Annotated in this window: 20 protein-coding genes and 2 pseudogenes; 13 read left to right on the forward strand and 9 right to left on the reverse strand. The window is 40.2% G+C overall.

Translation table 11 applies throughout. The annotated features are described in order from the left end of the window. The first annotated feature begins 90 nt into the window (after positions 1-90). The 5 genes and pseudogenes from AC0KVP_RS05085 to AC0KVP_RS05105 all read left to right on the forward strand — a co-directional run. Complete coding sequence (locus AC0KVP_RS05085) at positions 91-2,712, forward strand: type VI secretion system Vgr family protein (RefSeq protein ID WP_473339415.1); 2,622 nt, start codon at positions 91-93, stop codon at positions 2,710-2,712. Then, positions 2,709-3,653, forward strand: a complete 945-nt coding sequence (locus tag AC0KVP_RS05090) for a hypothetical protein (RefSeq protein WP_473339417.1) — start codon at positions 2,709-2,711, stop codon at positions 3,651-3,653. Before AC0KVP_RS05085 ends, AC0KVP_RS05090 begins: the two co-directional genes overlap by 4 nt. Positions 3,654-3,661: 8 nt before the next feature. After that, entirely contained in the window at positions 3,662-6,439 is a 2,778-nt protein-coding gene (locus AC0KVP_RS05095) for a T6SS effector BTH_I2691 family protein (RefSeq protein ID WP_473339419.1), read from the forward strand. Next, positions 6,440-7,231: a putative type VI secretion system effector gene (locus AC0KVP_RS05100; protein ID WP_473339421.1), complete on the forward strand. Its 792-nt coding sequence runs from the start codon at positions 6,440-6,442 to the stop codon at positions 7,229-7,231. 2 nt (positions 7,232-7,233) lie between these two features. After that, positions 7,234-7,752, forward strand: a pseudogene (locus AC0KVP_RS05105) (putative type VI secretion system effector); the annotation flags it as partial. Between the two features lie 103 nt (positions 7,753-7,855). On the opposite strand, the gene AC0KVP_RS05110 reads toward AC0KVP_RS05105, so the two are convergent. Beyond that, a complete protein-coding gene (locus tag AC0KVP_RS05110; protein ID WP_473336427.1) occupies positions 7,856-8,788 on the reverse strand; it encodes an IS5 family transposase in 933 nt (310 codons plus the stop codon). Between the two features lie 41 nt (positions 8,789-8,829). Here AC0KVP_RS05110 and AC0KVP_RS05115 point away from each other — a divergent pair. Beyond that, positions 8,830-9,078, forward strand: a pseudogene (locus AC0KVP_RS05115) (putative type VI secretion system effector); the annotation flags it as partial. A gap of 127 nt (positions 9,079-9,205) precedes the next feature. Here the strand turns inward: AC0KVP_RS05115 and AC0KVP_RS05120 are convergent. Beyond that, positions 9,206-10,048: a hypothetical protein gene (locus tag AC0KVP_RS05120; RefSeq protein WP_473339423.1), complete on the reverse strand. Its 843-nt coding sequence runs from the start codon at positions 10,046-10,048 to the stop codon at positions 9,206-9,208. Between the two features lie 252 nt (positions 10,049-10,300). Between AC0KVP_RS05120 and AC0KVP_RS05125 the strand changes: the two genes are divergently transcribed. Then, on the forward strand, positions 10,301-10,867 hold the full coding sequence (locus tag AC0KVP_RS05125) for a TetR/AcrR family transcriptional regulator (protein ID WP_058869982.1): 567 nt from the start codon (positions 10,301-10,303) through the stop codon (positions 10,865-10,867). Positions 10,868-11,421: 554 nt separating this feature from the next. Here AC0KVP_RS05125 and AC0KVP_RS05130 read toward each other — a convergent pair. Together AC0KVP_RS05130 and AC0KVP_RS05135 are read right to left on the reverse strand one after the other, a co-directional pair. Then, on the reverse strand, positions 11,422-12,057 hold the full coding sequence (locus AC0KVP_RS05130; RefSeq protein WP_473339425.1) for a DUF2071 domain-containing protein: 636 nt from the start codon (positions 12,055-12,057) through the stop codon (positions 11,422-11,424). Positions 12,058-12,166: 109 nt separating this feature from the next. After that, positions 12,167-12,946, reverse strand: a complete 780-nt coding sequence (locus AC0KVP_RS05135) for a ferredoxin--NADP reductase (protein WP_004696086.1) — start codon at positions 12,944-12,946, stop codon at positions 12,167-12,169. 102 nt (positions 12,947-13,048) lie between these two features. Between AC0KVP_RS05135 and tsaA the strand changes: the two genes are divergently transcribed. Beyond that, positions 13,049-13,756: a tRNA (N6-threonylcarbamoyladenosine(37)-N6)-methyltransferase TrmO gene (tsaA, locus tag AC0KVP_RS05140; RefSeq protein ID WP_473339427.1), complete on the forward strand. Its 708-nt coding sequence runs from the start codon at positions 13,049-13,051 to the stop codon at positions 13,754-13,756. 49 nt (positions 13,757-13,805) lie between these two features. Here tsaA and AC0KVP_RS05145 read toward each other — a convergent pair whose 3' ends face one another. Next, entirely contained in the window at positions 13,806-14,843 is a 1,038-nt protein-coding gene (locus tag AC0KVP_RS05145) for a hypothetical protein (RefSeq protein ID WP_473339429.1), read from the reverse strand. A 125-nt stretch (positions 14,844-14,968) separates the two neighbouring features. Beyond that, complete coding sequence (locus AC0KVP_RS05150; RefSeq protein ID WP_473339430.1) at positions 14,969-16,222, reverse strand: MgtC/SapB family protein; 1,254 nt, start codon at positions 16,220-16,222, stop codon at positions 14,969-14,971. Between the two features lie 208 nt (positions 16,223-16,430). Here AC0KVP_RS05150 and tfpB point away from each other — a divergent pair, with 208 nt between their 5' ends. The 4 genes from tfpB (at position 16,431) to AC0KVP_RS05170 (ending at position 20,792) form a co-directional block, all read left to right on the forward strand. Continuing rightward, positions 16,431-18,188, forward strand: a complete 1,758-nt coding sequence (gene tfpB, locus AC0KVP_RS05155) for a type IV pilus assembly ATPase TfpB (protein WP_281962985.1) — start codon at positions 16,431-16,433, stop codon at positions 18,186-18,188. A 100-nt stretch (positions 18,189-18,288) separates the two neighbouring features. After that, positions 18,289-18,651 (forward strand): NirD/YgiW/YdeI family stress tolerance protein, encoded by a 363-nt coding sequence (locus AC0KVP_RS05160; protein WP_004696098.1) that lies wholly within the window; start codon positions 18,289-18,291, stop codon positions 18,649-18,651. A gap of 144 nt (positions 18,652-18,795) precedes the next feature. Then, entirely contained in the window at positions 18,796-19,458 is a 663-nt protein-coding gene (locus AC0KVP_RS05165) for a response regulator transcription factor (protein ID WP_473339434.1), read from the forward strand. Then, positions 19,455-20,792: a sensor histidine kinase gene (locus AC0KVP_RS05170; RefSeq protein WP_473339436.1), complete on the forward strand. Its 1,338-nt coding sequence runs from the start codon at positions 19,455-19,457 to the stop codon at positions 20,790-20,792. Before AC0KVP_RS05165 ends, AC0KVP_RS05170 begins: the two co-directional genes overlap by 4 nt. A gap of 122 nt (positions 20,793-20,914) precedes the next feature. Here the strand turns inward: AC0KVP_RS05170 and hemP are convergent, their stop codons facing one another. Continuing rightward, positions 20,915-21,082, reverse strand: coding sequence for a hemin uptake protein HemP (hemP, locus tag AC0KVP_RS05175; RefSeq protein WP_004696105.1), 168 nt, complete (start codon positions 21,080-21,082; stop codon positions 20,915-20,917). A gap of 150 nt (positions 21,083-21,232) precedes the next feature. Here hemP and AC0KVP_RS05180 point away from each other — a divergent pair, with 150 nt between their 5' ends. Then, on the forward strand, positions 21,233-22,132 hold the full coding sequence (locus AC0KVP_RS05180; protein WP_473339438.1) for an NUDIX domain-containing protein: 900 nt from the start codon (positions 21,233-21,235) through the stop codon (positions 22,130-22,132). Positions 22,133-22,144: 12 nt separating this feature from the next. Here the strand turns inward: AC0KVP_RS05180 and AC0KVP_RS05185 are convergent, their stop codons facing one another. Both AC0KVP_RS05185 and mrcB read right to left on the reverse strand, forming a co-directional pair. Next, positions 22,145-22,693 (reverse strand): tetratricopeptide repeat protein, encoded by a 549-nt coding sequence (locus AC0KVP_RS05185; protein ID WP_473339440.1) that lies wholly within the window; start codon positions 22,691-22,693, stop codon positions 22,145-22,147. Between the two features lie 21 nt (positions 22,694-22,714). Continuing rightward, positions 22,715-25,111, reverse strand: coding sequence for a penicillin-binding protein 1B (mrcB, locus tag AC0KVP_RS05190; protein ID WP_473339442.1), 2,397 nt, complete (start codon positions 25,109-25,111; stop codon positions 22,715-22,717). Positions 25,112-25,147: the final 36 nt, after the last annotated feature.

Genomic DNA, 25,147 nt, shown 5'->3' on the forward strand with positions numbered 1-25,147 from the left:
GTCGGATTGATCTGGCTATAATGGCGCCTAATTTATGATCGCTGTTTGCGATCGACTATGACTGAAACTTACTTTTTAAAAATATAGACGATGATAAATACAATCACTCAAGTGCTTGAGCAATTGGGGCTAAGTGCACAAAAGCGTGCCATTCATGCACAATTTTCACATGCTGCATTAAATCATGACATCTTTTTGCAGCATATTGAAGGCACACATGCATTAAACCAAGGTTTAAATGTTGAATTGATCTGCCTCTCAACCAATGCCCTGATTCCACTCAAACAATTTATCGGGGTACAAGTCGCGGTCGATCAGGTCACAGACCAAGGCACATTATTTCGCAGTACAGGGATCATCACCCACGCCGAACAAGGACAAAGTGATGGTGCACTGACCCTGTATAAACTTCGCTTAGAAGACGCAACGGCACTTTGGCATAAACGTCGCAATAGTCGAGTGTTTATGAATAAAAGTGTGCGAGATGTCAGTGAAATACTCTTTAAGGAATGGCAGAGTAAAAGTCCGCTATTTGCTGCTAGCCTCAGTCTTGATCTTTCTGGTTTAAATACAGAGACCGATGTTCGTCCCTTCATCATGCAGTCAAATGAAACCGATTATGACTTTCTAACACGGCTTTGGCGCAGTGAAGGCATCAACTGGCTGATTGATGAAGCTGAACTCTATGTACCTCATACTCGTCATCCGATTCAAGCCCAAAAACTTAGACTCTTGGATGACAACAGTCAGTTTCAAGCCTTAAAGCGTCGTCAGATTCGTTTTCATCGTTCTAGTGCTACCGAACAACAGGATAGCATCATCAGTCTGAGTGCACAGCGCAGCCTGCAACCCACTGCAGTCCATATCCAACGTTGGCAAGCCGATCACCTGAGTCAAGAAGAAGGCGCAGGTTCAGTCCAAAGCCAACATCAACACAGTACACAGCAAGACAATGCTAGCCTCAGCTTAGAACAAGCGTGGCATATTAGCCCTGCATGGATGCAAGATTTAAATGGAGAAGATCAGGCGACAGCAGCATCAAACAGCCAAATTGAAAAACTCAATCAAACCCTGAGTAATGTCTACAACCAACAGGCGAAACAATTCACTGCACAGAGCACCGTACGTGATGCCCAAGTGGGGTATTGGTTTGAGTTACATGAACATCCTGAACTTGATCAACACAGTGACGCAGACAAAGAATTTCTGATCACGACCAAGACTTTCTATAATCAAAACAACTTGCCCAAAGATCTGAGTGAGCAAATTCAGCATTTACTGAAACAAAGCCAATGGTCACTCAAAACCAGCGCAGTGCCAAGCGAACGCCAAGCCAACCACCTAAGTTTACAGCGTCGTCACATCACGACCGTTCCAGTTTATAACCCGATAGAGCACCGACCAGCCACACACCCACAGCGTGCCAAAGTCGTGGGACCAAGTGGCGAAGAAATTCATGTGGATGAATGGGGACGGATCAAAGTTCGCTTCCTCTTTACCCGCAACGATGACCACAGCCATGATGGCGGTGCAGGCGCCAATGACAATGATACAGACTCGGCATGGGTTGATGTCTTGACCCCATGGGCGGGTGAGGGCTATGGCGCACGCTTTTTACCACGCATTGGTGAAATCGTGGTGATTGATTTCTTTGATGGCAATCTTGACCGTCCCTTTGTGGTTGGACGGATTCATGAAGCGCAGCGCAGCCCAACGAAATTTGATCAGAAAGGTCAATTGCCAGAGACCAAGAAACTGGCAGGGATTCGCTCTAAAGAAATAGGGGGTGAAGGCTATAACCAACTCCGCTTCGATGACACCACAGGTCAAATCTCGACTCAACTACAAAGTAGTCATGGGGCAACTCAGCTAAACCTCGGTAACCTCAGCCACCCCAAAGAAACGGAGACAAGTGAAGGACGAGGAGAAGGCTTCGAGCTTCGAACTGATCAATGGGGCGCGATTCGAGCAGGCGAGGGATTACTGCTCAGTAGCCATAAACAAGATCAAGCTGCAGGTACACATCTGAATGCTCAACCTGCCAAACAACAACTTGAAGGGACTTTAAACAATAGCCAAGCTTTAAGTGAAGTGGCGAAGAATCAACAGACAGATCCACTAGAAGTTTTAGAGAACTTAAAAGGCTTCTTAGAACAGATTGAACAACATGATCAAAACAAGGCAGATGCATTTAAACAAGCCATCATGATTCTCTCTGCACCAAACTCCATAGCTGTGAGCAGCAATGAAGATATTTATCTCTCAGCTGATGGTCAAATCAGCCAAAGTGCAGGGGAGAGTATTAACCTTTCTACACAGAAATCGTTGATTGCACATGCCAGTGAGAAAATCAGCTTCTTTGCGGCACAAGATGGGCTAAGAGCCTATGCAAGCAAGGGTAAGGTTGAAATCCAAGCGCAAGGAGATGCACTCGATGTTATTGCGCGTAAGGGGGTTCAGATTATTTCCACGGAAGAGCAAATTGAAATTAAGGCCAATAAGAAAATCGTGCTAACTGCGGGCGGTAGTCAAATTGAGATTAGTGGTGCAGGGGTATTACCGACCACTGCTGGAAAGTTTGAGAGTAAGGCGGGGCAGCATTTGTTTATGGGGAGTGCTTCCGTGAATGTGCCAGCAATTGATTTGCCCGATTGTTCTGCGAAGCAAACGCAAGCAGCTCAAAATGGTTCTGCAAAGGTTGATTTATCATGAATTTACCTATTTTTACCGCGGTTCAACATGATACTGAGCAGAATGATAGAGCTCAGTTAGAACAACACTGTTTTAAACTTTTAAATCAATATGGACATCTGATCTTTTTATTGGATAGTACGCTTAACCCATCCATTTTTGATGATGTCGTAAATGTTTTAGCAAAAAAGAATATTGCATATATCCCTTTGGCGATCAAAAAAGATATGGCGACATCTGATCTTTTTCTGATCTGTATTGATGATCATAAGGTTTTCGAACAAGTAAAAGATGATTTATTACAGAACCTAATCCGCAATAAGGACATTGTAAATGACAGCTACTTTGTACATGGTTTTGGTACAACAAAAATAGAATCACTTGAAGAGTTAAGGGATCAGATAAGAAATAAACTGATAGTGTCGGATCAAGGAAGAAAAATTTTATTCCGTTGGTATGATCCACGAGTATTGATCTATTTAAATGACATTTTAGAAGAAAAAAACTTAGTGAGTTTAGTGGATAACTTTGAAGCATGGCATTTCTTACACCCCACAGGATTTTATAGCATTGAATCTAGTGAAGAACGGACTCAGATTAAAAAAGTACCTCTGCGTTCTTTAAATAAAGCCGAATCAATAGCATTGGATTTAGTTGAATTATCAAATAGTGTTTTTCAGCAACTTAATGATTTTAATGAAGTAGATATTTCACAATTACATCCAGTAAATATCCATAAAACATTATTACAAGCTCATCATAATTATGGGTTAGAGAATAATTTAGATCTCGTGACTTATGGTTTATATGGGCAAATCATTCATCAAGATTTTATGGCTCATTCTTTGGTCACGGACATCCTTTATGAGCACTGTGTGCAGGGTGAGCTTTCATTTACAGATGCAATGGATTATCTGGATTCTGAGTTGTACTCCGTTATTCAGCAAGATTTAAATGTATAGGGTGTGATATGACAACAAATCAACAAACGAATTTGAAAACACCAAATGCTAGCAACTCTAAATTCAATGAGATGATTCAGCAGCAAATAAAAAAGCAATCCAAAATTCCTGTTCTGGGGAAAACCGAGCCTGTGCCAGATATGAGGAATCCTAAATCTGTTGAAGAGATCCAAAAAAAAATAGAACAAAGTAAAATTGGAAAATCTTCAAAGCAGTCTACTCCTGCAAATGTACAAAATAATAGTCCAGGTCAATCACAAAAAGAGTGTTCTTTTTGTCGTAAAACGGGTTTTAATATTCTCCCTTTACGTTATACCGTGGTTAGAGGTAATGCACCTGCGTTACCAGCAACATTAGGGAAAAATGTTAAAGACATTCAGCTGAGTCATTTTAAATATGCAGTTGAGATGATTGATACTGGATATATATACCGTTTAGTAAAGCGAGTATCGGGTGCTTTGGAATGGGCGGGTTATTTAGTTACGCCGAAAGGACATTTGTCTTATTTTCCTGTTGGTAAAGCAGCCCCTAAAAGTGTTCCTGAGTTTGCCTGCAAAGGTGCTGGACATAATTTTAACTCGTCTGTTATTGCTGTAGAGAGCAATCCTAAAGATGAAGCAAAGGTCGCTTATATTATTCATACACATGTACCTATGAGTAAGACAAAGCTGAGTGAATATGAAAAAAATGCTGAAAAGTTTGTCACTGAAGGGAAGTGGCAGAAAGTATTAATCAGTGCTGGAAATACACAAGAGCATTGTATTGCAGGAGGTCAGTTTAAAGCCACGATTTATAATATAAAGAGTTTTGGTGAAAACCGTATTGGTGCAACGCTGAATAAATTTAAAAATGAACCAAAGTCACTTGTTTGTATGGCTTTGTATGATCCAGTTGGTATTACGAGGAAGTTAAATTCATTACGTAATTCCGAATTTAAAAGTGTGATGGAGTATCTGGCAAAGAAAGATGGTTCGTTCACTAATGAACATAAATTACATAGTTCTCAATGTATTGATAGTATAAAGGTTTGTTTAGAAAATAGATTGTTAAGTGAAAACAATCAACTAAGTACTCAGACTACTAAAAGTATAGTATTAATGGAATTATGGGATGAGTTACCAAAAAACTTAACGGATGCTGATGATACTAACTATGAACTAGAGAGAATATACCAAAGAAAGTCAAAAGAAGAACAAGAACGTCTATTGCGTGAAGTTCAAAAGAAGCAGAATTCAGCTAAAGGCATCTTTAGTCAAGACATGGGAACCTTAAGTAAAGATCAAGGTAAGAAAATCTGGAATGAGAAATATAAAATAAATCTAGATGTGGATGCAAAATCAAAATTTGATACGACTGTAAATGAGTTAATTGAGAAAGGGCTGAAAGGGGCAAGAGCAGTTGCTGATGACCATATTAAATGGCTGTTGTCCAAAGCTGTGATCAATGCGCTGCATGCATATGATGATCAAGTGCAAGTTCCTTATGGGAATGTTTTCTATGTTCATGCCATGGATATGATTAATGGGATGAGTGGGGTGCCAAGTGGACAAGCATTACTTGAAACTTGGTTAGGTGTAGAAAAAATTGCCAAAGAAAATATTTACATGAGGGCAATTTGTTATAACCAAGAAAGTTTGAAAAATAAATACAATACAGCTGCACCAAGTATTATCGATATTTCTTGGGATGACGGACAAAATGCAGCTAAAACTGCAATTGCAGCATTTGTTGCCGCGGATAAAGCTTGGCAAGAATGGGCAGCAGATAAAACCAATAACGGTTATATGTTACATGGGCAAAAATTTAGCCTATTAAAAACGTTTTACTGGATGTCTGAACTGACTCAAAGTGCAGTTAAATGGAGTATGAAATATACGCCAGGCTCAGAATTTGCAAAAAAACTTGGACGTTTAACGTTTTATACCTTTGCTCATAGTGGGGCATTGGTTGAGAATGTTGCAAAGAACTCGCTGTATTATCTTATTCCAGTTCAAACTTTAACGGGTCGGATTAAACTGACACCTGAAATGGTGCAGAACAACTGGAAAAAGTATTCTTCAGCCGCGACCAACCCAAGTAAAGCAGCCAAACAAATTGATCGGATTATTGCGAATAGTTCACAAAGTGCGGGTTTGCGTGTATCTGGTGTGGTTGCAATATTTGAGCTGATTAACTTTGGAACACAGGTTTCTAAATTTAATAATGATCCATCGGTAGATAATGCACTGTCTTATATGTCGGGTATGATGGCCACAACAGCTGCTATTTTGGAAGTGGGTAGCAGTTCGATGGAGAAGTTTTCATTTGCAGAACGTGCCGCTTATATTGCTAAGTGTGGTGCATATTTTGCGATTGCAGGTGCAACAGTTTCATTGATTATTGATAGTAAAAGTGCATTTAAGGCTGCAATAGAGAGAAATCCATATGCAATAGCACTTAACGTTACCAAAGCTTTCACTTCCTTTGCGACATTGGTTGTTGGTTTCAGTGCATTTTTGAATTTGCCAGTGATGAGAAATACAGCCTTACATTATACGATTGAGCATTACGCACTTGGACGTGCAATATTAGGTATACGAGCCATACAAGCAGGTGCAATGTTAAGTGTGGTGGGTATTGCGCTTGTTGGCTTGGAAATTTATTTAAAAAACTATGTTTTGGATAATGCGATGCAAGATTGGTGTCAGAAGTGTGCATTTAAGTTAAGAGCAGAAAATGGTGAAGATGCCTTTAAAGACGTTAAAGAAGAGGAAAAAGAGTTTAATAGTGCTGTGGTGAGTGTCTAAATGGAAAATTTAAAATTAAACCTTAAGCTAGTTAAAGGCCCAATACATTCTTTAGAAAAAGCCAAATCCAAAATACCAGTAAATCAAAATGTGGGTGGAATTGCCGCTGGAACTGCTTTTGCAGGTGTACTGGCTGAAAGTAGTTCGTTGCTGATCAGCGCTCCTATACTAGTAATGGCAGGTAAAGCTAAAGATGGCATTACGTTTATAGGGGAAATAGAAGAACATTCTTTACTGGGGCAATTTACGACGGTTCGTTTTAAAGAAAATGATGAACTGATAGCTGTAATTAATGACAAGCCTGTAGATGGTCGATATCAGGTTTATGCGATTCTTGATCCTAAATCTGGTTTGCTTTATATGATCTATGAAATGGGCCGCTCAGTAAAAAAGGGCTATAAAGCGATTATTATGCAAACGTATTATTTCACTCTAATTTGTTGGGGAGGGATGTCAATAATGCTTTTACTTTTTTACATTTTTGATTTTAATTATTCTTGGGACTCTTTTCTATATTTAATAATGTGGATACTTATAAGTATTTTTATCTGTATTCCATTGATGGCTTTTGTAAATTATTTTGGTTATAGAAAATCGTATGAGAATTTTGGTACATTATCTGAACAAATATTTGAAAAATTAGGTTTTGAAGATGCTAAAGAGCAAGATTTTTACAATGATTATTTAATTAATGATGGAATCAACATCAGTGTTATGGATTATAGAAAAAATTTAAAAGGCCCAGATCCATACCCAGAAGGTTATTTTAGTAAGAATATAACAAGCGAATAGTAGTGGAACTTAAATTAAACCTAAAGCTTGTTCAAGGCCCAATCCATTCTTTAGAAAAAACCAAATCCAAAATACCAGTAAATCAAAATGTGGGGGGGATTGCCGCTGGAACTGCTTTTGCAGGTGTACTGGCTGAAAGTAGTTCGTTACTTACCAGTGCTCCTATTCTAGTGATGGCAGGTAAAGCTAAAGATGGCATCACGTTTACGAGGAAAATAGAAGGACATTCTTTACTGGGGCAATTTACGACCGCACGTTTTAAAGAAAATGATGAACTGATAGCTGTAATTAATGACAAGCCTGTAGATGGGCGTTATCAGGTCTATGCCATTCTGGATCCTAAATCAGGCTTATTGTATATGATCTATGAAATGGGTCGTTCAGTAAAAATGGGTTATAAAGCTATTATAAAGCAGGTATTCTATTTTTCTTTAGCTTCATGGGTTGTTATTTCCTTTCTGTTGGTGCTGTTTTATTTATTTGATTTTTCATATAACTCGAATACTTTCTTTAATTTAATTTCTTCGATTTTAATAATGTTGGTTATGTCAATTGTTTTTCTAGTTTTATAAGGCTTTGTTGCACAAAGATTTAAAAATTAAGATTTCCCATATCTACTCAAATTTAAGTGGCAACTTGGGTGTGAGGTCGGCCTAACTCTGTGAATTTATTTAATACTGCTACACGTGCATGCATCTCATTGACTTGGCTTTGAAAGTTTCTCGAACTGAGTTTATCCCCCAATAATTTGATGCAATGCATCTTAGTTTCGACCAAACTTCGCCGATGATAGCCTGACCATTTTTTCCATAGTGTCCTGCCTAAACGTTTAACTGTTCGAAGTAATTCATTTCGCTCTAGCGAGCTGATCTTTGTATCTTTCCAAGGTTTCGCATTTTTTCTTGGCGGAATCACCGCATGCGCTTGCCGATCTGCAATGACCTGACGGCATTGCTTGGTGTCATAAGCTCCATCGGTATAAACAGAGTCAATCTGATCATCTTGTGGAATCTGATCGAGTAAATCACCAAGCACTTGTGAATCACTCACATTATTTGTAGTGAGTTGAATAGCGCGTATTTGAAGGGTTTCAGCATCTATACCAATATGAAGTTTACGCCATTGGCGACGATATTCAGGTTGGTGTTTCTTACGCTTCCATTCACCTTCGCCTAGAAACTTTAAGCCAGTAGAATCGACGAGTAGCTGGAGACCATTACTGCTTTTTTGATAGTTAATTGCAATATCAATATGCTTTTGTCTTCTGCAGATGGTGGAATAGTCTGGTGCTGTCCAATCTAATCTACAAAGATGAATGAGACTTTGCACAAAGCCAGTGACCATGCGTAAAGACAATCGAAATAGGGATTTGATCATCAGACAGCATTGGATGGCTGTATCTGAATAAGTTTGATTTCGACCATGTTTACCTTTGGGTTGAGCGTACCATTGAGTCTTGGGATCGAACCAAATTGAGAGATTTCCTCGATTTATTAATGCACTGTTATAAGAAGACCAATTGGTTGTACGATAGATTTTAGGTGTGGGCTTATTCATTTGCGAATTATATTGCCGAATAAGACTTTATCGGTAGGTTTGTGCAACAAAGCCGTTTTATAAACTATTTTGGGTTTCGTAAATCTTATGAAAATTTTGGAACATTGTCAGAGCAAATATTTGAAAAACTAGGTTTTGAATATCCAAAAGAACAGGATTTTTATAATGAATTTTTAACGGATGAAGGTGTTCAGATTAGTGTAATGAAATATCGTAATAAGTTAAAAGGTCAAGACCCTTATCCACAAGATTATTTTGATAAAAAAAGAGCGGTTGAAACTGTAAATTAAGCGTTGAGAAGACTTTTCACACAATGTTATTTAGTACAATACTTATTCCAGCATGGCTTTTCATGTATGAATTGAATGATTTTTCCAAGCTTTAATATGTCATTTTTAACTAAATTTAGATTAAAGTTTAGCTTAATACCAAATTCATCTTGCTCCAAAAATTATTCCATAGACTTAAATATTCAGTTTGAAGTTGCTGGAAATACAGAGCCTGTTCAGGTTTATAGCATTGTGTGAATAGCACCCAAATATCGTCTTCATGATTGTCATCGTTAGCAAGGGTTGTATCACATGTTTCTGCAAGGCCATGACATGCATAGTAGCCTTGGGTAAACAAAGGATCATAGGCTGCGAGATTAGTTCTGAGTGCTTCACTAAACTTAATGACTTGTAGTTCGGTGCAAGCCAAAATGAGCAGCAAGTCTGCATAAGAATGAATATGTTCTTGAATAAATTGTGCGATTGCAAATGCTTCAGGCTCGGTCTGTTTTTGATCGGTGACATTGAGTTCAAGTTGCTGCATCAGTTGAAGGAAATAGACCAAATGCGATTTAGAGGGTGAGCTTTTCTCAAGTCGGTGGGTATTAAAACCCAATTCATCTAGAAGATTTAGTGACAACAAATAACGTGCATATATCTTGGCTGCAATGCGGTTTTGCTCCACGATATTGCTGTCGTGCTCAAGTTGCAGCGCTTGATACATAGCCATACTCAAAGTATCAGTGAAAATTTTAACAATGGCGGTAAAATAATTCAGATGAATAAATTTCAGCTGTTCCAGGTTCAGTTGGCATTGATGCAGCCGTGTCAGTATCGGATGTTGAAATAGAACATGTTCGGCTGTTGTTTGCTTTAAACGGCTGATCGCTTGAGTATTGGTTGCCCATGACGTTGAGTTTAAGGATCGTTCAATAAAGCGCAAAACCTCTGCGCGGGTATGTTCAGACTGGGTGAAGGAGAGAGCATTCATATACGAGGTAAATTTTAATTGTCATCATTTTTATCATAGTGAAAAAGATTTGATTCCTCTAGTATTTTATTTATTTTAAAAACTTATATTTTTCAAATATTTGATTTAATATTATTATTGTTTTTTATAAAAAAACGGTGTTGATCTAAATTTGATATATAATATCGTCTTCAATCGATGTATTTCGTTTTCATGTGCTGTTCTTTTGGGTTAATGGCTTAATTTTAAAGTTTTGTGCATCAGGTAAAATAAATGTCAAAAAAAGAAGACATCATTAACACAGCGCTTAATCTCTTTAACTCACATAGTTATAATTCTATCGGTGTGGATCGAATTATTAGTGAGTCTGGCGTTGCTAAAATGACGTTTTACAAATACTTCCCATCTAAAGCTAAATTAATTGAAGAATGCTTAGTGACAAGAAACCAAAATTTACAGCAGTCGCTTGAAGCGACGATTGCTGCATGTGACCCAAGTGATTATCTCTCCCATATTCGTGCAATTTTTGAATGGTACCATGCTTGGTTTCATAGCGCGGATTTTAATGGTTGTATGTTCCAAAAGGCAGTTGAAGAAATTTCAAAAATTTATCCTTCTTCGCTACAGCCTGCAATTGATTATAAAGAATGGTTAAAAGGCAAGTTATGTCAGGCTTTGAATCGTCTAGGTGTGAAGCAGGATGAACAGTTGGCGGCTTTTTTATCCAGTATTTTGGATGGTATGACCATACAAGCGCAAATCGATCCGAACCAAGTGCATTTAGAAGATTATTGGAAGCGTGTGAATACTTTAATTCAAATGGAACTTTCAGCTGCCTAATATATAAATTTTGATTTTAAGGTTAACCCAATACACTCATTATATTGCTGGCTTAAATGCGCTTAAAATAAATCACGTACAAATAAATAAGCGCGATAACGGTTAGGTTATCGCGCTTTGCTGATAATGATTATGTTCCATATCGCACATTATTTGACAATAAAGCATGATATGAATATGAGCAACTTAATGTGCCTTCTTATATTTTTTGTACCCTCTGAATGTTTTCGGTCATTCAGTATTTCAGCAAAAATAGACAGACTTGTCTGTTTTGTTGAATTATAGAGAATTTGTGGAGAAAAACAACCAATCTCTCATTATCTTAGCTGAAATTTATTCATTATGCTTAATATTCCTTAAAATATGTAGGGTATTCATTATTTATTGTGTTATTCAGCCGAATGATTAAGGTACCTTGGGGGGTAAATAAATGGTAAATTCATTGATTGGTTCAATCAGAACACTATAGGGTTTGAGCTGATCTTCATAGCATACAAGATTGAGCCTTGCTAAAAGTTCAAAGCGAGCGTAATGCAGCGTTGCAGGTTTCGGATTTAAGCGACCATGCCACACACGATAGCTGCCGAGTTTTCCATCGCGGCGATGGTAAATCCTGCCAAAGGATGAGTCAAGAAGACCTGATAACTTTCTAAATTGGGAAAGCCTTCAAAATGCCATTGGTCATGTTCGGACTGAGACAAATGTACATCTGAAGTGGCCCATGCCGATTGGGTACGCATTTTATATTGTGTATATCGACCCTCTGCATCTTGCTGGCAATCAAACTCAATCTGTGCTGGATGCCACGGTAGTTGCCAGACATAACGAGGAACGATTAGCGTCCAAGAGTCCAAAGTTGTTCCTAAAAACCAAACACAACGTTCCTGTGTTTCCTGATCAATCACGTAGACTCGATAATTGGTTTGCCCCATAGTGAATTTTGGAAAAGGATAAACCGCAGAGCTGAAATCGACATCGATGAAGGGCACTACCGACATCAGTGCATGTTGTTTGCCTTGGTACTGGACCGTGTCTAACTTAAACCGTGCTGGAATGATCTCTTTAAAACGAGCTGGGTCAACGGCATAAGTAATGAGGGCAAAATGCTGGAGTTTGCACTGTACATCGAGGCCGCTGGGCTTGGGTTTTGGATGTAAATAGTCTTTAAATTTGAGTTCTGGAAAGGTCATGGGTTTAAATTCTAGATTTGTTATTTTTTTTAATATTAGATAAAACTATGCGTAGAGTAAATAAAAAACCGAAGCCTAAGCTTCGGTTTTTTAATATATTTATACGATCTTATTTTTCAACGAATGCGCGTTCAATCACGTAATCACCAAGTACACCCATACGTGGCGACTCTTTTAAACCATGTTGGTCTAGAAGTGCAGCAACGTCATCGAGGAATGCAGGGCTACCGCAAAGCATTGCACGGTCCGTTTCTGGGTTAAAACGTGGTAAACCGATCTTCTCAAAAATCTCACCAGTTTCAATTACTGTTGTTACACGGCCTTGGTTTGGATACTCTTCACGAGTAACTGTTGGGTAGTAAACCAATTTGTCTTTAATGCCTAGCTCTTCAAAGAACTCATTGTTCGGAAGTTCGTCTAAAATAAGGTCTTGATACGCTAACTCAGAAATGAAACGTGTACCATGAACCACAATCACTTTCTCAAAACGTTCGTACGTTTCAGGATCACGAATGGTTGCTAAGAACGGCGCAAGACCTGTACCAGAAGAAAGTAGGTATAGGTTTTTACCTGGGTTTAAGTCATCAAGTACTAAAGTTCCAGTTGGTTTTTTAGATACCAAAATTTCGTCGCCCACTTTAACTTTTTGTAAAATAGAGGTTAAAGGGCCATCAGGAACTTTAATTGAGAAAAACTCAAGTTCTTCTTCGTAGTTTGCGCTAGCGATAGAATAAGCACGCATTAACGGTTTGCCATTTACTTCAAGACCGATCATCACAAATTGACCGTTTTTAAAACGTAGAGCAGTGTCGCGCGTCGTTTTAAAAGAGAATAAAGTATCATTCCAATGGTGGACGTGAGTAATCTTTTCGACGTTGAAAGCAGCCATTAAAGGTCTCAATAAATTATCAAATTAGAACAGGTTGCTATTCTAATCTAAAATCATTCTCGATAAACTGAATATATTTAATTGAGCTTATTAGAAAAAGTGATGATGACTGAGTTAACCTTGCCAATTATTGGCTATATGCACTCTTCTTATAAGGAAAAGTTTGGTATTCCTCGTCAGCCTAATTTGGTTCAAGTGGAATCTTATATTGAAATGCTAGCACCCTATAATGATGTTCTGGCCTTTGAAGGGATTGAGGCATTTAGTCATTTATGGTTGGTGTGGCAGTTTCATGACAATAAAAATCCAGAAAAAACCCAGTTTCGTCCACAAGTTCGTCCGCCACGCTTAGGAGGGAATAAAAAAATAGGGGTGTTTGCTACGCGCAGCATGTATCGGCCTTCACAGATTGGTCTATCGGTGGTAAGGCTCAAGTGTGTCAAAAAAGAAGGGAAGTCAGTTCGAGTGTATGTCACAGGAAGTGATTTACTAGATGGCACCCCAATTGTCGATATCAAACCTTATATTCACTACTCAGATGCAGTTATAGATGCGGAAAGTGGCTACGCGCAAGATGAACCTAAACGTAAATCGGTGATATGGTCGGATCGAGCGATCGAACAGAAGCAGCAGCTTTTGGTGAGTGAAAAACTTTCACTACAGACCGTACAAGAGCTTGAAGCCGTTTTATCTTTAGATCCCAGACCGGCGTATCAGTATGATGAAGCACGAATTTATGGGATGAAATTTGCAAATTTAGATGTGAAATTTAAAGTAAATGAAACTTGTGTAGAAATACAGGAGCTATAAGCTCCTGTATCGATTAAAATTTAAATCTACGGAGTTGTTCGAAATGGATTTAAAACTTTAGGTTTTGTTTTAAATAATTTGCTGCAACTGAATTGTATAAATCACAACCTTTATTTAAGCCATCTGCCTTAGTTAGCCGAGCTGCTTTCTCATCGGTGGACATATTACTTTGATTAATTTGCTCTTTATCTAATTGGATATCATTTGCAAGATTGGACTCTACGCCAGCAGTTTCTTTTGAGCTTGTATAGTAGGCGCCTTTATATTGAGTGTATCCAGTGAAGGCATTTGCTTCAGTTTCATCTGGACTGTAATGATATGCAAGTGCATTTTTAAATTTGGTGAGCTTAAAATAATTTTGTACGGTTTGATTGGTAAACCGTTCTACAAATTCATTAAAGTTCTGTTGATATACATTTTCTGCTTCAGATAAGAGTAAATATTCCTGATTATTCGAATATTCTGTTTCCTGTAAGCAGGTTGAACCCGCTGGGAATTTTAATGCTTGGTATGCTTTTAATTTTGTATTGATTGCATCTGGATACTTAACGCTATATTGGGGATAGTCTAAGTTCCAATTCAGTTCAGGGTCTACAGTTGCAAGTACGCTTTCACCAGCGATATTACGTTGATTCACAGTTGTGGTGAATTCTAAACCTGTAGATCCGATTGCGGAATAAGGACTAAGTTTGATTTGATTATTGATGAAGGTCATTTCTCCCATTAAAGCGCCATAGCGGCTATTTGTAGGACCAAATGTTTGATACTCACCTTGTTCAGTTAAGTAAATTTCATTTGTATCTTCATCCGCTTCTATATCAGCGTAAGATTTGCCATCGACTAAGGTAATTAAAGTATTTTCTAAACTAAAATCAGCAGCTTGCGTATATGAGTCATACCAATAATCAATACGAACTGTTTCCCATTGCTGGGCTGTATTTGTATTATTAGAGTTATTAGTTGAAGAATTATTGGATGTTGAGTTATTGCTAGTACTAGTATTGTTAGAACTATCAGAACTTCCGCCACCACACGCGCTAAGCATTAATGCGCTAAAAACAGCAAGCGATAATATTTTAAATTTCATAAAGATCCCAATTCAAAAATATATTATTAATAAAGTTATTGTTTAAAAATGAAGCGGGCCGATTATAGATTAATATGATGAAAATAAAAAATTAAATTTTATAAAAATTAATTATTTAAATGGAATTAATCAATCATCCACCAAAGTAGCCCAATCAAAACCACCATATGCAAAATCTGAATCGGGGCAAAAGTAATAAAGTATTGCTTACCACCTGTTAAGGCGGCATTAACGGATTTGGCAACAGCGTGTGCAGCTAAACCTAAGATAAATGCAGACATTGCTGCCGTGTCTGTCGGTGCCCCTTGCATGACCACTGTTGCCATCGCTGCATGAATCTCAAACAAAGAAGCCAGTAAAGTCCCAGCGATTAAACCTGCATCTCCCAGCCAAAGGTTAAGTCCATACACACCCGCTTGGATGAACGTCAAAGTCAGGGCAATAATGCCAGCCTCTTTTAAGCTAAACATGCGTGAATCAGTGGGTTGATATTGTTCTTGTGCAGGGGCAGATCGTACCAACGCATAAGCACAGATCCCTAAAAGGACACTTGCCACAAGCGTCGGCAGCAGTATAGTTTTGAGCCAAAGTATACTCACACCTGCGACTATAATTAGTAGTTGCAACAAAGTCGCAATACAGGACATGAGCGCTGCACCTGCATTGGGTTTGGCAAGTGCTCGACCTGCACGTACTTCCATGCCTAAGCTGGCAACAGTCGCGGTACTGGATACAAAACCTGAGGCGATTGCCGATAAAATCATGGCATTTTTAGTGTTCAGCAGTCGTTTGGCAATATGTGCAAGCGCTTGAACACCAAGAATAAGTGTAACTAATTTTAAAATAATATAGGGATTCAGCACAGCACCCCATAAAGGCGTATTCGGCGTTAAGGGCAAAGCAATTAAAATCAGCGCTAGGAGAAAGATACCGTCTTTAAACTCAGCCTCAGTAATCCATTTCCCCGCAATGCTGTGCATCGGATGTTTGGTCATTAAAATAATGGTCAGGAGCACGGCTAAACCTGCTGCTAGAGGTGTATTCCATAAGCACATCGCCCCGATAAAATAAGTCATGACAAAGGCAAGTTCAGTGGTTGAACCCAAATCTTCTGTTTGGTTTTTCATTGAGAATATAACTATGCCGCCGATGATCAGCGCACCGACAATACCGATACTGACACCAAATAAAAAACAAATAGCACCGAGGAGTGCACAAATGGCAAAGGAGCGTAGTCCTGCAAAGCTCTGTTGGTTTTCACGTTGTTTACTTCGTTCACGTTCTAAACCAATCAATAGGCCACAGCCTAATGCTGAAGCCAAGGTGATGAGGACCTCAGATAACGCTAAGTTGTTGATGGAAACTATGCTGAAGTCCAAGCCTATCTCACAAAATCTAATGAATTGTCTAAAATATAGGCGAATGCTGAAGGTGGATTCAAGTTAAAAGAGCAAGATTTGTGAGTAAATTCGTGATTATATTGATGAGCTTGGCTACTTCTCGATATTTGTAGGATTTGCTTATGCTTTGTGCGAATGAATACAGAAAATCTTGCTATAGTGAGGTTATGTTTGGGGACGTATAACAATGAATTTTAATTTTGAAATTGATACCACTTGGTGCTTAGATCAACTGTTTAAAGATGGGCGAATTACTGAAAAAGAAAAAAATCTAGTACAAACCTCGCACCGTCAACGCGATCAATTGAAGTGGCATCCATTACAGTGGATTGCTCATTTTAATCTGGTAGATCAGTCGCATCCACAGTCAAGACTGACATTAAATCGGCTGTGTCAATGGTTAGCCGAAAAGACCCAATTACCGTTTTATGTGATTGATCCACTCAAAGCCGATGTGCAAGCTTTGACTTCGGTGATGTCTCAAGAATTCGCCTTCCGCAATAAAATCTTGGCTGTTGAAGTTCAGGCCAATCAAGTGTTGATCGCAACAGATCAGCCGTATATGAAAGATTGGATCGCAAATTTGGAGCAAAATGTTGCACCGAAAAAAATCCAGCGTGTATTACTCAGTCCTGAACAATTACAGCGTTATATGGTGGAGTATTATCAGGTGAGTCGCGCCGTCAGTAATTCACAGAAGTCTGGGAGTTACGAGCGTGAAAATAAAGGCGTTGAAGCACTTCTACAGTTGGGCGATAGTCAAAATCCTGATGCCAATGACCAACACATTGTTAAATTAGTCGACTGGGTTCTACAGTTTGCTTTTGAGCAAGGTGCCAGTGATATTCACTTAGAACCACGTAAAGACAACGGCAAAGTGCGTTTCCGTATTGATGGAGTGCTGCATACGATTTATAACATGCCTGCCAATACTTTAACCGCGGTGATTTCGCGGATTAAAATTTTAGGTCGAATGAACGTGGCAGAGAAACGTAAACCACAAGATGGACGGTTAAAAACACGGACACCAAAAGGACAAGAAACAGAACTGCGTCTTTCGACTTTACCGACTGCTTTTGGTGAAAAGTTGGTGATGCGTATTTTTGACCCTGAAGTTTTAGTGCGCAGTTTTCAGCAGTTGGGTTTTGAAGGGCATTTACTCAGTGATTGGCAAGCGCTAACTTCGCATAGTCACGGCATTATTTTAGTAACAGGGCCAACGGGTTCAGGCAAAACTACCACGCTTTATTCTTCTTTGAAACAATTAGCTACGGAACAGGTGAACGTCTGTACCATTGAAGACCCAATTGAGATGTTAGAACCGAGTTTTAACCAAATGCAGGTGAATACAGGCATTGATCTTGGGTTTGCTGATGGTGTTCGCGCACTGATGCGTCAAGACCCTGACATTATTATGGTCGGCGAGATTCGTGACCATGATACGGCCAATATGGCGATTCAGGCCGCACTTACAGGGCATTTAGTGCTGTCAACTCTGCACACCAATGATGCACCTTCCAGTCTAACGCGTTTGCATGATTTAGGCGTACAACCGTTCTTAACCGCGGCAACCATTTTAGGGGTATTGGCACAGCGTCTCGTACGTCGCTTATGTCCACATTGTAAAGTTGAAAAGGAAATCAATAGCCAAGAATGGGAGCATCTGACTTTTGATTACATTATGGAGATGCCTGAAAAAGTCTTTACCGCAGTGGGATGTGAAGAGTGTCGTCAAACGGGCTACAAAGGACGAGTCGGCATCTATGAGTTTATGCCTGTGAGTTTAGAGGCGAAGCAACTGATTGGTGCCAATGGTGACTTGACCGCACTGCGTCAACAAGCCAAAAAAGAAGGCATTGAGCCTTTAAGAATTGCAGGGGCTCGTAAAGTTTTAGAAGGCATCACGACACTAGAAGAAGTGTTACGTGTCGTCCCACTTAACTAAACCTTTAATGCTTTACTTGACGCTTTCTTAAGATTCAGCTCATCTAGCTTTGGTTTAATAACTTCATCGAATAGGTGAACAATTAATAGAGGTACTGGATATGAATATGATGATGAAAGCGTTATTGGTTGCTGGTGTTATTGGCTCAACCACTGTCGCGGTAGCAAATACGGCAGTGAACCAAGCGGCAGTTGCTGCTTCAACACCAACTACAGTTAAGCATGCGTTAACATTAAAAGATGACAGTCACGTCCAGTTAAAAGGTTATGTGGTCAAAGCCATTGGGGATGAAAAGTATGAATTCCGTGATCAAACCGGTTCAATTACTGTCGACATTGATGATGAATTATGGGGTGGCAAAGCAATTTCGGCTAAAACACCTGTAACCATTATCGGTGAAGTAGATATTGACTACAAACCAGCAAAACGCGTTGAAATTGATGTAGATCAAGTGAAATTCTAAACACACTTGCCCAAGCTCAATTAAATGTGATTGGACTTTCTTAAAAAACCGCAGGGCTTCGATTGGATTTTAGCCCTGTGGTTTTTTGTATTTTGAGCCATTTCACGACATGATCTAAACAATAGTGATTAGGCAGGTTAAGCAGTGCGGATATTATTAGCAGAAGATGATGCCTCTCAAGCTGAGAGTATTAAAACTTGGCTTGAAATGGATGGCTACAGTGTCGACTGGGTGGAACGGGGCGACCATGCCATTTTAGCGATTGAACAGCATCAGTATGACTGTGTGCTTTTAGATCGAGGTTTGCCACATGCTACAGGTGATGACATTTTGCTGAAAGTCCGTGGCAAGAACCTATCGACTCCTGTGATTTTTCTTACCGCACGAGACAGCATTTCAGATCGGGTTGGGGGCTTGGACTTGGGGGCCAATGACTATTTGGTTAAACCTTTTAGTTTGGAAGAGTTGTCTGCGCGTATCCGTTTACAGTTGAGACAGCAGCATCGTAATACGCAGGTGTTGAGTTATGCCAACATTCAGCTTGACCCACAAGCCAAAAGCGTTACTCAGAATGGGCAAGCGATTAATCTCACCGCAAAAGAGTTTCAAATCCTACATAAATTAATGTTACGCCCCGAACACGTGGTCACCCGTGAGCAATTAGAAGAAAGTCTCTATGCATGGGGAGATGAAATCGAAAGTAATGCGATAGAAGTCTTTATTTATCAACTTCGAAAAAAATTGGGTAGCCACTGCATTAAGACCATCCGCGGTTTGGGCTATCGCATGAATCAGGATAGCGAATGATGCAGCCCATTTCATTACAAACTCAGCTGATAAAAAGTTCGCTCCTCAGTTCAATTCTGGCGGGGCTATTGGCATTGCTGATGTTTATTGGGGTGTCGGTTTATCAGACCATGTCTATGCAAGATGAAATCATGGATGAAATGGCCGATATGTTGCTGGCAGATGATTTAACGGTCAGCAATGGTCAAGCCTTGGCAGAGCTTAGTGATGAGTTTGATATTCGCTATCGACTCGATAATGCACAGCAACTTTTGACTGCATCCGAAGATGTACCTGAAAAAATAACAGTGGATCATTTGAGTTTGGCTTCAGATGCACCTTATGGTTTTTATTGGTCAGAGCAGAAACTGTGGCGTATTTATACTGCGCAGGATAATCACGGTTTACAGGTTCAAGTGACCCAGTCGATGTCCGAACGCTTCCATGCCTTTTGGCAAAGCATCCTAGTTTTCAGCGGTGTGTTGTTTTTAGTCTGGTGTGTGCAGTGGCTGTTGATGCATTTTGCTATTCGACGTAAATTTCGGGTGATACACCAAGTTTCAGAGCAGATTTCAAATAAATCAGTCAATGATTTAGCACCTATTTCTATGCCAGAACCTGAGCTGATTGAGTTGCAACCGATGTTATCGCAGCTGAATGCCTTATTGGCGCGTTTAGACCAAGCTTTAGTGGCAGAGCAACGCTTTACCGCAGATGCTTCACATGAGCTACGTTCCCCACTGTCTGCGATACAAATGCGACTTCAGGTGCTCAAGCGCAAGTTTCCTGAACTTGAAAGTGAGTTCAAATCGATCCAACAAGATGTCAGTCGTGGGGTGCAGGTGTTGGATAATCTGTTGTTGCTGGCACGTCTTGACCCTGAGCAAAAGGAAAGCTTGGTGAAGACTAAGTTTGACTTCAGTCTGCTAATGCAGGACGTGATTAAAGCCTTACAGCCTTTTGCAGAATCAAAACAGATTGAGGTTCAGATGGTTCTTGCAAAAGAGGTCTATGTATTTGCCAATGAGCAGCTCTTATTTAGCGCACTTCGCAATTTGCTCGACAATGCCATTCGCTATAGCCCCGAGCAGGCACAAGTTTTTGTCAATCTCACGATCGAAGAACAGCAGCTCAGACTGAGGATTGAAAATAGTGGACACGGTGTCGATGCTACGATTATCCAGCGTTTGGGTGAACGCTTCTATCGAGCTTTAGGTACAAAAACACAAGGTTCAGGCTTGGGCTTATCCATTTGTCAGAAAATTGTCGATTTACACGCAGGGCAGTTGTTATTTAGTTCATCCGACTTAGGCGGTTTAAAAGTGGAACTGCTGTTAAATACGCTTGAGACTTAGATATGCAGATTGTGATCTGTGATAAAAACAGCATAAATGATCAAACTGAAAGACATTTAAAAGCAGTACGCGCTGACATACTGCTTGTTTCCACGATTATTGTTATTGGGTTTTTATAGTTCTTATTTGGTAAGAATGAGTCGATTATTGCGAGTGAGTCGTAGACGATACTCTTCTCCAGCATGCATAATGCGAATTTCACGGCCTAGGGCAAATAAGTTGTTTGAGTGTAGCATTGGTAGTGAATGGGCTGTTTCGTTACGAGTAAATAAGCTAAATGGTGCGTTCATTCTGGCGACTCCGTGGTATATGTTGAACGATTTAAATGATAATCATTATCGAATGAGGCTGTCAACATTTTCTCGCTGAAAATATAAAAAACTTCAATATCGTTACATGCAATCACTCAATACACTACACATCTGAAATGGAATCTGATTATGTCAAAACCTTTGGTTCAAGTTGCTATAGCTATCCTTTTACATCAAGGCAAAGTGTTGGTGGGCTGGCGCCAGGCGGAACAGCATCAGGGCAATAAGCACGAATTTCCTGGAGGGAAGGTGGAAGCAGGTGAAACGCTTGAGCAAGCTTGTCGCCGTGAAGTTTTAGAAGAGGTCGGAATTGATATACAAGATTGGCATGCTTTTGACTGTATTCAGTTTGAATATGACGATGTGATTGTCAATTTGCATTTATTTCATGCTGTAGTATCAAATCATCTATTGGCAGACATTCACTCACCATGGGCGTGGTTCAAGCGTGCCGAATTACAAGATCTTAACTTTCCAAAAGCCAATCAAGCCATTTTGAAGCGACTCTATGCTGCACCCGTGATTAAAATTTCAGATCAAATCGATTTGTTGAAGGGTTTGCCTGAACAACAAGTGCTGTATTGGCGAGTGCCTGCCAGTCCTGAACATATTTTAAAAATTGCAGAACTGAGTGTAGAACAATTGGCACGGGTGATTGTCAATATAGAACTATGGAAAGGTTTAAATCCACTACAACAGCAGGCAGTTGCGGCTATACACCTGAAACAATCTCAACTGATGCAATTGAGTAAAGGGGAGCTGAACATTGGACAGCGTTATATAGCGGCCTGTCATGACCGTAGCAGTGCTGAACATGCACAAGAAATTGGCTGTGATGCTCTTTTGCTCAGCCCTGTACTCAAAACACTCAGCCACCCCAATAGTGAAACTTTGGGTTGGCAACAGTTCAGTTTGATTGCAGAAGAGATTCACATCCCGATTTTTGCTCTCGGCGGCTTACAGTTAGCTGATTTAGCCAAGGCGCAAAGTTATGGTGCTTATGGTATAGCAGGGCAGCGCTCCATCTAACGGAGCGTGCTTTTAAGACAGACTTTTGATTGCTGTTTGGGCTTGTTGAATGGTTTTCTGATTCTTCTGCATTTGACCTGCTTTTAAGATAATGCTCCAAAGCTGCTTTTTCATGGCATTGCTTTGGGCATAACTCAAGCCGCGACGTGAAAGCGATTCCGCATTTGCAGGTTGTTTTTGTTGATTAGCAATTAAAGCCAAATACAAAAAGGTCTCACTCGACTGTGGTGCTAAACGCTGTGCTTGCATGGCGTAGCTTTGTGCTTGGCTCCACTGGCCTTGGCGATAGGCCGTTTGCGTTTTTTGCATCAGGCTTTTAAAAGCAGGAAGCTGTCGCCCATCATCAAACTGTTGTTTGCTTTTCTGTTCAGGAATCACAATCTTCTGACGTTGAATCTCTTCGCGGTCATAAGGGTGAATTGTGACCCCAGAGGGTGTTTTCTGCTCTTTATCCGCCTGTGTCGGCTTTTCAGGTATCTTTTTTTCAGCTGGCTGTGGGAGGCTTTGACAGCCTGCCACAGTCACGATGGTTGCTAAGATACTGAAATGTTTAAACCACATCAAAATTTAAATCCGTCCTATTTATTCAGGTTGATAGCTACCACTCGAAATGACTTGCGTCTCATCTTCTAAGTTTCGCTGCATGTTCGATTCACTTTCACGAATATAGTTGTCTATGCTGTCGCCTTGTTCAGGTGTAGCTTGGTAACCATCTGTTTCAGGATTGTAAGTGGGTTCAACTTGATAATGCGGTAAGCCACATGTGGTTGCTTTGCGTGGTACGGTGTTTCGCAAGAGGGGAATATACATTGCACCCTCACAACCTTGAGCGGCAAGATAACCCGTGCCACGATCAATCCAATGCCATTGCACATCATCCGGTTGGCGTAAGTTGACTGGTTTTTGACGCAGTTGGCTCATTACATTGGTCCACACTGGCAACGCACCTGAAGAACCGGTTAAGCCAGTTTGTTTGTTGTCATCTAAACCTAGCCAAACCACAGAAACATAGTTGCCCGAGTAACCTGCAAACCATGAGTCTCGGGTGTCATTGGTGGTTCCAGATTTGCCTGCAAGCTTAAGCGAGTTCGGTAGAGTGTTATACGCTGAACGACCTGTACCTGAAGTCATCACTTGTTGTAGACCATAATTCAGGACATAGGCAGAAGCAGGGTCAATGGTTTGTTGGACATTTAAACCGTAACGGGTCAGCAAGCGACCATTTTGATCGACAACAGTACGAATAGATTTAGTCGGATACTTAAAACCGCCTGTGGAAAAGTTGCCATAAATGCTGAGCATTTCCATCGGAGACATGTCTACCGCACCCAAGAAAATGGATGGATAGGTTGGAATATTACTGGTCACACCAAAACGTTTTAGGTGATTGCTAAACGTTGATAAACCAAACTCTTGACCAAGGCGAACAGCTGATAAGTTATATGAATTAGACAGTGCCTGTACCATCGGCACAACGCCATGTTCGCCACCGCTATAGTTCTTAGGTGTCCATGCTTTACCATTGGCTTGAATACTAATACTACTGTCTTCAATTGGGCTAGCCCAGTTGTAACGTCCCGACTGAATCGCACTGAGGTAAATCACAGGTTTAAGCAGTGAGCCGACCTGACGTTTGGCATCGAGTGCACGGTTAAAACCAGTAAAGTCTTGGGTTGAACCAACAGCTGCGACCAATTCACCATTTTCAGGGTGTGCAACCAACACCGCACCTTGTAGCTCTTTTAGACGGCTTGAGCCACGGCTTAAGCGACCAACAGTCGATTTAAAGGCATCTTGAATTTTGGTTTGGGCAATTGGATCGAGCGTTGTAAAGATGCGTAGACCTTGGTTGGTCAAATCACCTTCTTGGTATTCCGTACGTAACTGACGGCGTACAATGTCTAAGAAATCTGGGAAACGTGAAGGGCCGAGAGTCGGTTTGGCAATCACATTTAAAGGGCGGGCCGTTTCAGTTTCATATTGTTCTTGGGTGAGATAGCCCATGACCAACATGTTGTTTAAAACAATATTACGGCGCTTTTTCGCAGCTTCTGGGTTACGCCAAGGGTTATATAAGGTTGGACCTTGTACCAAACCTACCAAATAAGCTTGTTGCGCAATATTTAGCTCACGCAAAGGCATACCGAAGTAAAACTGCGAAGCCAAACCATAGCCATTAATAGAATAGTTGCCGTTTTGCCCGAGGTTCACTTCATTGAGATAGGCTTCTAAAATTTCATCTTTGTCATAGTGAAACTCGACCAATAAAGCCATAAATGCTTCATTGACTTTACGCTTAATGGTTTTTTCAGGGGTGAGATAGAAGTTTTTCACCAACTGTTGGGTCAGTGTTGAACCACCTTGACGTTTTCCACCCGTGACATTACTCACAATCGCACGTGCCGTACCACGAATTGAAACGCCGTGGTGACTATAGAAATTACGATCTTCTGTTGCAATTAAAGCTTCAATTAAGGGCTTAGGGACTTTGTCGAGTTTAATTAGGACACGGTCTTCATTATGCTGCGGATAAATCCCGCCAATCAGCATCGGCTCTAAACGTGCAATCCCTGTAGATGAGGGTTTAGTTGCACTGACTTCAGCCACTTGCTCATCCGCAAAGGTGACTTTAAGCACTTGTTCAGGCTCGACACTATCACCGAAGTCAAAGCCACGAGTGTGTACATATAGCTCATTGCCAGAACTGACAAAGTTCCCTGATTTGGTATAGTTTTCCGAGGATTTATAGCCCAAAAGTTTTAACTCTTGAGTGAAGTCAGCCTGACTGACAGGGGCATTGGTATACACTTCGAGTGGGCGTGCGAATACCTTCGCAGGAATGTCCCAGCGCTTGCCTTCAAACTTGTCACGTACAACGGAGTCGAGTCTTATTAAATAAATACTAAACACCAAGAATGCTGCAATGACTAAGATGCAGAAGATCAGTGCAATTAAACCTATGCCACGTTCTGACTTCATAAATACGAATAAGATCCTGAGAAATTGTGCTAATCA

Source organism: Acinetobacter sp. DL27 (genome assembly GCF_055810995.1).